Source organism: Terrisporobacter muris (assembly GCF_024621905.1).
GTDB lineage: Bacteria > Bacillota > Clostridia > Peptostreptococcales > Peptostreptococcaceae > Terrisporobacter > Terrisporobacter muris.
The window spans coordinates 1-12748 of sequence record NZ_JANKBY010000080.1 but is presented as its reverse complement, the minus strand read 5'-3'; the positions used below and the strand labels follow the sequence as shown (position 1 = coordinate 12748).

At 27.4% G+C, this 12748-nt stretch carries 13 protein-coding genes; 11 read left to right on the top strand and 2 right to left on the bottom strand.

What is annotated here, in order from left to right; all coding sequences use genetic code 11:
• Positions 1–78: 78 nt before the first annotated feature.
• Positions 79–492, bottom strand: coding sequence for a hypothetical protein (locus tag NSA58_RS08415; protein ID WP_074079338.1), 414 nt, complete (start codon positions 490–492; stop codon positions 79–81).
• Between the two features lie 107 nt (positions 493–599).
• Positions 600–1583: a hypothetical protein gene (locus tag NSA58_RS08410; protein WP_257560388.1), complete on the bottom strand. Its 984-nt coding sequence runs from the start codon at positions 1581–1583 to the stop codon at positions 600–602.
• A gap of 196 nt (positions 1584–1779) precedes the next feature.
• Between NSA58_RS08410 and NSA58_RS08405 the strand changes: the two genes are divergently transcribed.
• The 11 genes from NSA58_RS08405 (at position 1780) to NSA58_RS08355 (ending at position 12710) form a co-directional block, all read left to right on the top strand.
• Positions 1780–2553 (top strand): arginase family protein, encoded by a 774-nt coding sequence (locus tag NSA58_RS08405; protein ID WP_074079340.1) that lies wholly within the window; start codon positions 1780–1782, stop codon positions 2551–2553.
• 148 nt (positions 2554–2701) lie between these two features.
• Positions 2702–4717, top strand: a complete 2016-nt coding sequence (locus NSA58_RS08400) for an NEAT domain-containing protein (RefSeq protein WP_074079341.1) — start codon at positions 2702–2704, stop codon at positions 4715–4717.
• 10 nt (positions 4718–4727) lie between these two features.
• Positions 4728–5354: an NEAT domain-containing protein gene (locus NSA58_RS08395; RefSeq protein ID WP_257560387.1), complete on the top strand. Its 627-nt coding sequence runs from the start codon at positions 4728–4730 to the stop codon at positions 5352–5354.
• A gap of 3 nt (positions 5355–5357) precedes the next feature.
• Entirely contained in the window at positions 5358–5906 is a 549-nt protein-coding gene (locus tag NSA58_RS08390; protein ID WP_074429501.1) for a class D sortase, read from the top strand.
• A 36-nt stretch (positions 5907–5942) separates the two neighbouring features.
• Positions 5943–6821 (top strand): heme ABC transporter substrate-binding protein IsdE, encoded by an 879-nt coding sequence (gene isdE / locus NSA58_RS08385; RefSeq protein ID WP_039678277.1) that lies wholly within the window; start codon positions 5943–5945, stop codon positions 6819–6821.
• Positions 6811–7809, top strand: coding sequence for a FecCD family ABC transporter permease (locus NSA58_RS08380; RefSeq protein WP_039678278.1), 999 nt, complete (start codon positions 6811–6813; stop codon positions 7807–7809). Before isdE ends, NSA58_RS08380 begins: the two co-directional genes overlap by 11 nt.
• Positions 7803–8576, top strand: a complete 774-nt coding sequence (locus tag NSA58_RS08375) for an ABC transporter ATP-binding protein (RefSeq protein WP_039678279.1) — start codon at positions 7803–7805, stop codon at positions 8574–8576. Before NSA58_RS08380 ends, NSA58_RS08375 begins: the two co-directional genes overlap by 7 nt.
• Before the next feature lie 11 nt (positions 8577–8587).
• Entirely contained in the window at positions 8588–8974 is a 387-nt protein-coding gene (locus tag NSA58_RS08370) for a DUF454 family protein (protein WP_039678280.1), read from the top strand.
• Positions 8967–10739, top strand: coding sequence for an ABC transporter ATP-binding protein/permease (locus NSA58_RS08365; RefSeq protein WP_074429500.1), 1773 nt, complete (start codon positions 8967–8969; stop codon positions 10737–10739). The genes NSA58_RS08370 and NSA58_RS08365 overlap by 8 nt, the downstream gene beginning before the upstream one ends.
• The gene (locus NSA58_RS08360) at positions 10732–12405 is read left to right on the top strand and encodes an ABC transporter ATP-binding protein (protein ID WP_039678282.1); all 1674 of its coding nucleotides are present in this window, start codon (positions 10732–10734) and stop codon (positions 12403–12405) included. The genes NSA58_RS08365 and NSA58_RS08360 overlap by 8 nt, the downstream gene beginning before the upstream one ends.
• 11 nt (positions 12406–12416) lie before the next feature.
• A complete protein-coding gene (locus NSA58_RS08355) occupies positions 12417–12710 on the top strand; it encodes a nitrous oxide-stimulated promoter family protein (protein WP_074429499.1) in 294 nt (97 codons plus the stop codon).
• Positions 12711–12748: the final 38 nt, after the last annotated feature.

Sequence of the window (12748 nt, the reverse complement as noted above, 5' to 3'; positions counted from 1 at the left end):
ATAAAACAAATAAAAAAAATAATCCATTAATTATTACATTAATGAATTATTATAAAAATTCAAACTATATATGTAGCTCTATTTGTACATTTTATCTTCAGTATCTAAAATTTTGTCGGAGTCTATTTTCTTATCAATGGCTATTTTTATAGCATCTTCTATGGTTTTTCCAGATGCCATTAAACTTGTAGTATTATAATTAATTTTATCTAGTGTTCCAAAGCAAAACTTACATCCCGTAGTAAAGCAAAGGAGAGTGAAGTGTCCATCATACTTTTCCTTAGATATATAATCTGCTACAGCAATTGCATGAGTTAAATCCATATTATCCATATTATTTACAAATTTAATGCAGTGCTTAGAAACTATGCTTTTTTCACTCTTATCATCTAACTTTATTAATACTTCTACTTGATTTAGTTCTTTTATAAAAACCCCTTTTGAAACATTATTGTTATTATCATTGTATAATATTCTATCACCAAAATTCATATCATCACCCCCTATAAATATTATAATAGAAAACTATATAAAAACACAAATCATAAAAATAAAAATATAAAAAAACTATGCATTTTATATGCATAGCTTTTTCTTAATTATTCAAAATCAACACTATTGTTTTCTAATGTAGTTTTAAATCCTTCTAAGAAAGATTTATATCCTTCTTCTTTGTTTTCACCAAGAGGATTATCATTTTCTAAAGCATCGTATACTTCTCTGCAATAAGCTGATGATGAAGTTTGAATATTTTGTCCTATAAATTCAATGGCAGCATTTACACCAGCATCATAAATTTGACTTTTTACAGCTTCAGTTAATTCTAAATACTCAGGATAAGTATCATCTGAATCATCATCAGTAGTTGTATTATTATTATTATTATCAACAACTGGTGTATTAGTTTCAGGTTTTGTAACATTTTCAGTTGGAGCATTTACAGTTTCATCGCTATTAGAAGAAGTCTCAATAGAAGTTATTACTTCTGATATGAATGAATCATTGTAAGCATTTTTATAAATATTTGCAATAGTATATTCTTTTATTGCTGTAATTTTAACTTCGTTTTCAAAATCTTCATTATCTTTTGATCTAGAAGAAGCTGATAATTTATCTTTGTAGTATATGTAGAAATCATTAATATCATAGTATTTCTTAGTAGCATTTAAAGTTGCTTTATAAAGTCTAGAAGAAATCTCATGCATACCGTTACTATCTAAAGTAACATCTTGAGAATTTCCGCTTTGATTATCATACTTCTCAAAGCATGATTTTACAAAACTAAAATCTCCATCTTGTGTATTAGAATAAGATTTTAATAAATCTACTAATTCCTCTTTATCTTTTTTAGAAGTGATTTCTTTTACAATAGCTTCAAACTCATTTTGTAAATACTCATCAGAATAGTTTTCTGTTGAATAGAAAGCATCTTTATAAGTTTTTGCACTATACTCAACACTTCCATCTAAGGCTGTAGTATTTTCAGTCATTACAAACTCATCATTTTTAGACTTGTTACATCCGACTAAAAAAGTTAATGGAAGACTTAGAGCAATTATAAGACTAAGTATTTTTTTATTCATGTTTCTCTCCTTTTATTTAAACAAAGAATTTAATAATAAATGTTTTAAAATTTATTATAAAAGACATTCTATCATATTTTGTCAATTTAGAATACTATTTGTAAGAATAAATAAGAAAAAATAGGATAAATACTGTATAAAAAAGTAATAGAATCTAATTGAGAGTAAAAATTTATTAATTAAGGGGGAAGTCTTTGTGGAAAAAATATGTATATTAAATTTTAATAATACTTATGAAAATCAAGATTTTTATAAAAATAAAAATTATGAAGTACTTGATTTAAGTGATTTAAAAAGTGTTAGTAGGTATTGTGATGAAAAATCTTTAAATATAATACGGAAAAGGATTGGTAAATTTTGTAATGCCAAGATAAAATTTATTGACTCAGGAAATTACCATTATGTTTCTTATTTAATGTTGGAAAAAATTAAGGAGCCATTCATCTTGGTATTGTTTGATCATCATACAGATATGCAACCTTCATTTTTTAGGGAACTAATGTCTTGTGGTTGTTGGGTTAAAAAAACATTAGATAATAACAAATATATTGAAAAAGTAATAATTATAGGAGCTAAAGAAAGTCTAATTGAGTCCATTGATAAAAGATATGAAAATAAAATAATTTGCTTTAATGAAAAGTTTATTAAAACAAATTATAATTGGGAAGAGTTTTCAAAAGAAAATATTAATCTACCCATATATATTTCTATTGATAAAGATATTATAAACTCTAAAGAAGCTATAACTGATTGGGATCAAGGAAGTTTAACATTAAAAGAATTAAAGGAGATTTATATAGGTATATGTAAAAAACATGAAATAATAGGTGTTGATATTTGTGGTGACTCATCTTATGATAATAAAATATTTTCAAATAATTATAATGATGAAATAAATAATAGAAGTAATAAAGAAATATTAAACATGATAGAAGAAGAGTTTGACTATGAATTAGCACCTAATATGTAGAGAAAGAGCTAGGTATATTAAATTTATTAATATATTTAGCTCTTTTTTCTATATATGTTAATAAAAATGATAACTATTATTTATTGACAATGATTCTCAATGATGATAAACTAATATTACAAAATGATTCAGGGAGAGAGGAAATACTATGATAAGAAAAGGAAAATTAGTAAAAAATACAGCAATAGCTTTAGCAATAATGTCGGTATTTGGGAGTACATTAACACCAGTAAGTGCTGCTGAAATAATGAAAAGCTCTACAGCAATAACTCAATACGTGGAAGGTACGTATGATATAAATGCAAAATTAATAAAAGATACTTCGGATGAAGACTCTATGGCCAATGGATATTTGGAATCTACTAAGATACAAATCTCTAATAATAAGATATATATGATAATGAAATTTACTAGTGGAAGCTTATTAAAGGAATTAAATCCTAGTGTAAATGGAGAAGCAGTTAAAGGGAATATAACTACAGATAGTTCAGATGATACTAAAACTGTAAAATTTGAAATAAATTCTTTAAATGATAACATAACATTAGGTGTAAAAATAAATCCTTTCGGAAGTTTTGTGGTAGATGCAGAGTGTAGGATAAAAGTTGAAAAAGCAGAGATACCTACACAACCAACAACTCCGGAAGAAGATGACGCAGTTACTTCTCCAACACCAAGCGTACCAGACGAAGATGAAAATGATAAAGAAGAAGTGAAAGAAAATGAGAAAACTTTAAACACTGTTTTAAAACATGAAACTGAAGATAAAGATTCATCAGCAAATAGATATTTAGAATCAAGTAAATTAAAAGTAGTAGATAATAAAAAATACATGGTGATTAATTTTAATAGTGGGAACATGTTTACAGCTATGAAAGCTTCAGTAAATGGAAAAGAAGTTGAAACAAAATTTGAATATGATAAAAAAAGTGATATAGCAACAGTGGAATTTGAAATATCTTCTTTAGAAGATGAAATGTTATTAACTTTTACATATAACACACCAATAGGAAGCATGACACATTCAGCTAGAATTCAATCTAAGATTGAAGAGTCAGGAAATGAAGGAGAAGTAACACCTCCAAGTGATAATGAAGACGATAATACTGGATTAGGGGATTCAAATAATGATTCTGGATCTGATAGTAATTCAGGAAATGGGTCAAGTAACGGATCTGGATCAAATTCAGGTTCATCAAACTCAAATAGTACTTATAAAAATGGATATTATCAATTAAAAAATATAGTTCATAGTGACAATGCTGTAGGATACCAAATGGTAAGAAGTTTATTAAGTGAAACTACTAACATGGAAGTTAAAAATGGAAAAACTTATATAACATTAAGAATGTCTTCATACAGCTTAATGGGTGATATAAGTATGAAAGTTAATAATAAAACAGTTAAATTTACTAAAAATGTAATAGATAATGATACTGTTGAATTTAGCTTAGAAGTTCCAAATCTAAATGCAAAAATAACAATGAATATGTTTGTAACAGCTATGAATCAAACTGTAAGCTTTGGTGTTTCTTTTGATAAAAGTACAGTTAAGTTCATAAGTTCAAATGAAGAACCAACTATACCTAATACAAATGGTGGAAGTATAAATAATGGTGGAAATAATAACTCATCATCAAATAATAATTCAACTAGTGGTTCAAATGATATAGTAGCAGAAAACACAACTGTAAAAGGTAAATTATATACTATAAAAAATGAAATAATATCAGACAGTGCAACTGGAAAAGAAATGGCTAGAAAATACTTAAACTCTACTACAAAGATAGAAGAGATTAATGGAAAAATGTATGCTACATTAACATTTACAGGTGTTGATTTAATGAGCAATCACAAAATATACGTAAATGGAAGTTTAGTAAATTATACTGTAACATCTAGTAGCTCAAGCTCAAAATCTATAAGATTTGCTATACCAAATGTAAATGCAGATATAAAAGTGCAAGTCCATGTAATCCCAATGAACTCAACAGTTACATTTGGAGTTAAACTATTAGAAGATACATTAACATTTGTAAAAGATTTTGAAGTGCAAAATGGAAAACTTCCACAAACAGGTAGTGCTTTTGGTAGTGAGATGATACTAGGGTTTGGTGGATTATTAACTGCAAGTGGAGTATTACTTAGAAAAAAAAGAAAGTAGGAATATATAGATGAAGAAAATTAAGCAATTATTTCTTATAGCTATATTTTCTCTAATAATAAGTGCACAAGGAATAGTATCAAGTGCAGCTGAAATTAGTGAATTAGAAAGTGGCATTTATGAAATAAGCAATGATGTTTACCATGAACAAGAAATTGGAATGAATATGGCTAGACAATATTTAGATGAAAATATGACTTTAGAAAAAAGTAATGGTAAATGGTATTATACAGTGAAATTTAGTGGAACTAATTATATGAATAACCATAGAATATGTCTTAATGGTGAAGAAATTGATGTTGAAACATTGAATGAAAATAAAGATGAAAATACAATAGAATTTAAATTTGAAACAGACTCTATAACTCCAAATCTAAGCACTAAAATATATGTAGATGCCATGGAAAGAGATGTTGAATTTGACATAATTCCAAAGGAAGATACTTTAAAATTAGTACAAGCCATAGAAGAGCCTAAAGAAGAAGTTGAAGCAAAAAGCACATCTAATGAAGATGCAAAAGATGATAAATCAGCAGATGAGGGTAGCAAACCTTCAAGTAAAACATTCTTCATAGGTGCGTCAGTAGTACTAGTCATAGTTATAATAACATTATTTTTAAGAAGATTAAAAAAGTAGTTTATGAAAAATAAAATTTCAAAAATTTTAATTTCTATGGGCCTATTAATTGTAATAGGCTCTTTAACTCTAATTACTTATTCTAAGTATGTAGATAAAAAAGCTTTAACATCCTTTGAAGAAAAAATAGAAAATAATGAAGTTATAACTAAAGTAAATCCTGGAGACGAAATTGGAATTATAGAAATAGAATCTGTTAATTTAAAAAATGTAATAGTAGAGTCTACTGATAATAAATATTTAAGATATCATGTAACTCATTTTGAAGAAAGTGCAATGCCAGGGGAAGAGGGCAATTTTGCGCTAGCTGGACATAGTAGTACTTATTATACCAATCAAGTATTTAATGAAGTTCACAAGGTGAAAGTTGGAGATAAGATAAAAATAAAAACAGTAAATGATGAATTTACTTACACAATAACTGAAACTAGAGTTGTCGAATCAGATAAAATAGACGTGTTAAATCAAGATATGAGCAAAAAAGAAATTACCTTAGTAACTTGTACGAATGGTGGCAAACAAAGGTTTATAGTAAAAGGTGAAATTAAATAAGAAATTATTGTTAAGTTAAAGAAAGGGAAGGTAAAGATGAGCTTAAAGAAAAAAATAGTTGGATTACTTTCATTAACAACATTAGCTTTAATGATAGGTTGTTCAAATGGTGAAAGTAATAAAGGCGAAATGCCTAATAGCAATAACAAAGAAGTAGTAGTTGCAACATCAGTTGCTGTAACAGAAATTTTAGATAGATTAGGTGTTGAAGTAAGTGGTGTTCCAACTACTTCCTATGAATTACCAGAAAGCGTAAAGGATGCAACAAAAGTTGGAAGTCCTATGAATCCAGATTTAGAAATAATAAAATCATTAAACCCAACTTGTGTAGTTTCTGTAGATACTTTAGGTTCGGATTTTGAAAAGAAATTTACAGAAAATAATATACCAAGCAAGTTTGTTAATTTAAGTAATGTTGACGGGCTAAAAGAAACAATATTAGATTTAGGCAAAGAATTTGATAAAAGTGAAAAAGCAAATGAAATAATAGGAGAATTAGAAAATAAGGAAAAAGAATTAACTTTAAATAATAAAAAAAGTGATGAAGAAGTTCTTATACTATTCGGTGCACCTGGATCTGTAATGGTTTCAACAGATTTATCTTACGTAGGTAATTTAGTGAAAATTGCTGGTGGGAACAATATTTTTGAAAGTGAAACTTCATCTTTCATGCAAGTGAATATGGAAGAAATAATAAAAAGAAATCCTGATAAAATTCTTATAATGACACACGCTGTTCCTGAAGAAGCAAAGAAAACTGTGGAAGAAGAATTTGCTAAAGATACTTGGCAACAACTTGACGCTATAAAAAATGATAAAGTGTATTATCTGGAAAATGGATATTTTGGAATGAGTGCCAACTTAAAAGTTATAGAAGCACTAGATAAGATGGGAGAAATCTTAAATGAGCAATAAAAGTTTAGACAGGAAAAAAACATTATACATAGTAGCATCCATAATATTTTTATTTGCTGTTTCCTTAATATCGATGAAACTTGGATCTTTAGATATATCATATAGTGAACTATTAAAAGGACTATTTACAAATTCTAGTGAAGGTAATATGTCTATTATAAGGGAGTTAAGATTTCCAAGAATTATTATTGCTATATTAGTTGGTGGAAACTTGGCTATATGTGGTGTGCTTTTACAAGTTGTTGTAAAAAATCCTTTAGCAGATCCGGGCATAACAGGAATTTCTGCAGGAGCATCACTAGTTGCAGTATTAATAATGGTACTTTTTCCAGCGCTTAATAATTTAAAATCGATATTAGCTTTTGGTGGAGGGTTAATGTCAGCACTGTTAGTATTTTCAATAGCTTATGACAAAGGATTCTCACCTCTTAGAATAATTCTAGCAGGGGTTGCTATAAATGCTATGCTCTCTGCCATGTCATCCATATTAACAACTGTAAATTCAAATGGAATATCATCAGTTACAAATTGGTTAAATGGTAGTTTAGCTACAGTTACATGGTCAGATACAAAAATGTTAGCTATTTATTCTTTAATAGGTGTATTAATATCATTTACACTAAGACAAACTTGTAACTTAATGAGTCTTGGAGATAAAACAGCAAAGAGCTTAGGTGTGGACATTAACAAACAAAGAATAATAATATCATCAGTTGCTGTTTTCTTAGCAAGTATAAGTACAGGTGTAGCAGGAATTATTTCTTTTGTGGGATTAATAGTACCTCATATAGGAAGGTTTTTAATAGGCTCAGATCACAAATATCTAATACCTTTTTCTTTCACTATGGGAGCTATGCTACTTTTAATAGCTGACACAATGGGAAGATGTTTATTTGTACCTTATGAAATACCAGTTGGTATTGTTATGTCAGTAATAGGTGGACCATTCTTTATATTCTTATTAAGAAGGAGTATTAAAAAATGTTAAGAGGAGAGAATATAAGCTTTTCTTATAATAAAGACAAAGTTTTTATAGAAAATTTAAATATAAATATTCCAAAAGGTAAAATAACTACTATTTTAGGACCAAATGGAAGTGGTAAATCCACGTTGCTTAGTATTTTATCAACTTACAACAAGCCATTAAAAGGAGATGTTTATTTAGAAGATACAAATTTAAAGAATTTGAAAACTAAAGAAATAGCAAGGCTTATTGCCACAGTTCATCAACATAATGAATCACCAGCTGATTTAGATGTGGAAACTTTAGTTAGTTATGGTAGAGTTCCTCATAGCAAACATTGTAAGAACAAAAATGAAGATGAAAAAATAGTAAATTGGGCAATTAAGTCTACAAACTTAAAGGACATAAAAAATACTAAAGTTATGAGTTTATCTGGCGGTCAAAGACAAAGAGCTTTCATAGCTATGGCACTAGCACAAAAGACAGATGTCCTACTTCTTGATGAACCTACAACCTATCTTGATATTTATCATCAAATTGAAATACTTGAACTTGTAAAAAAGTTAAACGAAGAACATAGTATAACAATAATTATGGTTCTTCACGATATAAATCAAGCAATAAAATACAGTGATAATATTGTGATTATGAAAGATGGAAAAATAATAGAAGAAGGAAACCCCAAAAAGGTTATAAATGAAAATACAATAAAATCTGTTTACAATGTGGAAGGCGTAATTTGCAATGTAGAGAAAGAAGATATGTATTTTGTTCCAACAAAAGCATGTTAGGAGGGATGAAAATGAATATAGCAAAAAAAGCTTTATTTTTAACAGTAGGTATGATTTCTTTAATACTTGGTATTATAGGCATATTTTTACCAGTATTACCTACAACGCCATTATTATTATTAACATCTTACTGTTTATTAAAGAGTAGCGATAAATTAAACGAAAAATTTATGCAAACTAAAATATATCAAAAATATGTAAAGAAATTCCAAGAACAAGGTGGAATGACTTTAAGAGCAAAACTTACTTTAACTATACCTGTGTCATTACTATTATTGTTTATGTTTATAACTATTGATAGTTTTGTAATGAGAATAATTATTGTTATCATGTGGTTGGCTAAAGTTATAGTATTTACAAAAATGAAGACAATTAAAGTGGAGGCAAGCAATGTTTAATAAAAGATTACTATCAATATGTGATAGTTCAAAAAAATGGATTGGTCTTACAGTTTTAATGAATTGGATTTCTATAATATGTAATATAGCATTAATTTTATTTATAGGAACTACTGTAGACAAATTAATAAATGGAAATTTAAATTTAAATATGATGATTACATCTATATTTATAATGGCAATGTTAGGAATAAGATTTGTGGCGAACTTCTTATCTACTAAATTTTCTCTTTACTCATCAAGTGAAGTTAAAAAAACTTTAAGAAGTACAATATATGAAAAATTATTAAGTTTAGGTGTAAATTATACAAATACAATATCTACATCTTCTACAGTTCAAATAGCAGTAGATGGTGTGGAACAATTAGAAATATACTTTGGTAGATTTATGCCTCAATTGTTTTACTCTGTAGTGGCACCATTAACTTTATTTGCAGCAATGAGTTTTATAAGTTTTAAAACAGCAATAGTACTTTTAATATGTGTACCTTTAATACCTATTACAATAATGGTAGTTATGAAAATAGCTAAGAAGTTATTAAGTAAATATTGGGGCGTTTACACTGATTTAGGAGATTCATTCTTAGAAAATCTTCAAGGACTTACAACTTTAAAAATATTTGATATTGATGAAGATAAAAATAAAGAAATGAACGATAATGCAGAGCATTTCAGAAAAATAACTATGAAAGTCTTATCAATGCAATTAAATTCCATAATAGTAATGGATATAATAGCTTTTGGTGGTTCTGCTCTTGGTATACTTATAGCAATATTTGAATTCAGAGCAGGTATGTTAAGTGCTGGAGATGTTTTAATAATAATACTTTTATCTGCAGAATTCTTTATACCAATGAGGCTTTTAGGTTCATTTTTCCATGTAGCTATGAATGGTATATCTGCCAGTGAAAGGATGTTTAAACTACTAGATACTCCAGTAGAAGAAATAAAAGCTTTAGATGCAGAACAAATAAATAAATTAAATAACATAAATATAGAGTTAAAAAATGTTGACTTTAGTTACGATAAAGAAAGAAAAGTATTAGAAAATATAAACTTAGGAATGAAAAACAATAAAATGATTGCTTTAGTTGGAGAAAGTGGATGTGGTAAAAGTACTATTACTAATTTACTTTTAAAACAAGCAAAAGTAGATAATGGAGAAATTTTATTAAATGGAGTTAACATAAATGAAATACCATTTGATGTATTAACTAAAAAAGTTGGATTTATAAACCACAGTGCCTATGTTTTCAATGGAAGTATAGAAGATAACATAAGAATGGGTAAAAACAATGCAACTAATGAAGAAATATATGATGCACTTAAAAAAGCTAATCTGTATGACTTTGTAATGAGCTTACCGAATAAATTAAAAACTAATGTGGGTGAAGGCGGTTCACTTTTATCAGGTGGACAAAAACAAAGATTAGCTTTAGCTAGAACAATAATAACAGATCCTGAAATATATATATTTGACGAAGCAACTTCTAATATAGATGTGGAAAGTGAAGAAAAAGTTTGGGAAAGTATTTATAAATTAGCTAAGAATAAAACAGTAATAGTTATATCTCATAGATTAGCTAATGTTACAAATGCTGATATTATATATGTACTTGATAAAGGGCATATTGTTGAAAGTGGAAAACATAAAGAATTAATGATGATTAAAAATAAATACTATGAATTAGTAACTCATCAACAAAACTTAGAAAATATATACAAAGAAGAAGTAGAAATAAAGGAGGTGGCAGTAAATGAATAATAGACAATCGGGATTTAAAATAATGACAAGGCTTATAAAAGTATTAAAGCCACTGGCACCTATAATGATGATTACTATATCATTTGGTGTACTTGGATTTTTAGCAGCCATAGCAATAACATCATTTGGTATGATAGCTACTGCTACGGCTTTAAATATAGATATGGGAGTTTCTATAAAAACTTGTATTTCTATAATAATTGCTTGTGGAATACTTAGAGGGGTTCTTAGATATATAGAACAATATTCAGGTCACTTTATAGCGTTTACAATACTTGCAATACTGAGAGATAAAGTTTTTAAAGCGCTTAGAAAACTATCTCCTGCTAAATTAGAAAGTAAAGAAAAAGGTAATTTAATTTCTGTGATAACAAGTGATATAGAACTATTAGAAGTATTTTATGCTCATACAGTGGCGCCAATTGCCATAGCTATAATTACATCAATAATAATGACTGTAATACTTTACAATATTAATCCTGTATATGGAGCAGTTTCAGCACTATTTTATATAGTAGTAGGATATTTAATACCTGTCATATCTTCAAATTTTGGAAAAGAAGCTGGCATGGAATATAGACAAGAGTTTGCAAAAACAAATTCACACTTATTAGAATCATTAAAGGGTATAAAGGAAATTTTATTATTCGAAGAAGGTCAAAATAGATTAAATCAAATAAATAAAAATAGTGATATATTAGATGAAAAAATGGCTGGAATTAAAAAACATGAGGGAATAATAAGAGCATTTACAGATGTAACTATAATGATAGCTATACTTACATTCTTATTTATAAGCATAAACTTATATAATGAAGGAAGTATAAATATAGGACAAGGTCTAGTTGCCATAGTAATACTTTCAAGCTCATTTGGACCTGTTGTAGCATTAAGTAATTTATCTAACAACTTAGTTCAAACTTTTGCTTGTGCACAAAGATTATTTGATATATTAGATGAAGTTCCAGCAGTAGAAGAAGTTGATGGAGATATAGAATTAGAAAGTTCTAATATAAACATAGAAAATGTAAATTTTGCATATAAAAATAGAGATGAAAATCTTTTAAAAGATATAAACTTGGAGATAAAACCAGGAGATAAAATAGGTATTCTTGGTGAAAGTGGATGTGGTAAGTCTACCTTCTTAAAATTATTAATGAGATTTTGGGATGTTAATGAAGGAAGCATATCTTTAGACAATAAAAATATTAAAACTATGCCAACAAAGACACTTAGAAGATCTCAGTCTTTAGTTACTCAAGAGACATTCCTATTTAATGATAGCATAGAAAATAACATCAAAATAGGTAAAAAAGGTGCAACAGAAGAAGAAGTTATAGCAGCTTGTAAAAAAGCATCTATACATGAGTTTATAAAGACTTTACCACAAGGTTATAAAACTAATGCAGGTGAGCTTGGTTCAAACTTCTCATCAGGAGAGAAGCAAAGAATTGGTATAGCAAGAGCATTCTTACATGATGCTGATATATTAATTCTTGATGAACCAACTAGTAATTTAGATACTTTAAATGAAGCTGAAATCTTAAAGTCAATAAACAATGAATGCAAAGATAAATCTATAGTAATGGTTTCTCATAGAAAATCAAGTGTATCAATTTGTGATAAAAAGATTTATGTTAAAAACAATACTTTAAATTTAGCTTAAGAGGAAAAATAATGGGAAGAATAGAAAAAGAAAAAAAAACCATAACTCTTATGATAAATATTTATTGTAAGAAAAAACATAAACATAAAGATGGGTTATGTGAAGAGTGCCAAGAGTTATTAGAATATGCTCATAAAAGATTAGATTTTTGTAAATTTGGTGAAGAAAAAAGTTTTTGTAGCAAGTGTCCTATACATTGCTATAAAAAGGATATGAAAGAAAAAGTTAAAGCTGTTATGAAGTTTTCAGGTCCTAGACTTATAATTTACAGCCCAATTCAATTTATAAAACATATATTTGAATAATAAATAGAACCTGCCTTTTTAGGTAGGTTTTTATTTTA